Source organism: Mesorhizobium sp. M8A.F.Ca.ET.202.01.1.1 (assembly GCF_004791595.1).
Lineage (GTDB): Bacteria > Pseudomonadota > Alphaproteobacteria > Rhizobiales > Rhizobiaceae > Mesorhizobium.
Genome location: NZ_SRUN01000220.1, coordinates 1 through 309, shown reverse-complemented (window position 1 = coordinate 309; position 309 = coordinate 1). Strand labels below are relative to the sequence as shown.

Annotated in this window: 1 protein-coding gene; it reads left to right on the top strand. The window is 64.1% G+C overall.

What is annotated here, in order from left to right:
- Positions 1-309 (top strand): DUF1062 domain-containing protein (locus EN845_RS34580; RefSeq protein WP_135931326.1); only part of this gene is annotated, 309 nt, incomplete at both ends.

Genomic DNA, 309 nt, shown 5'->3' with positions numbered 1-309 from the left:
CTGATCTACCGCTGCACGGGCTGCGACAACTCCTGGAATTTTTCTATCCTGGAGCGTCGCAACCGCCGCGATATCGCGCCGGCGCTGCTTATGGCGCTCGAAAGCAACGACCCGACGCTCGTGCGATGCCACGCGTTCGATGCCGCCGCGCTGCGGAAGCAGATCGGTCGGATCGAGGAATTTTCTGACGTCACGGTCCAAAGGCAGCTTCTGGATGGCAGGCCGGAATGCGCCAGCGCGCTTATGCTCGAGCTTCGGCTCGACGCCGCGACACCCTTGCGGCTCGACCGTCTGCTCGCCGGAGAGCTC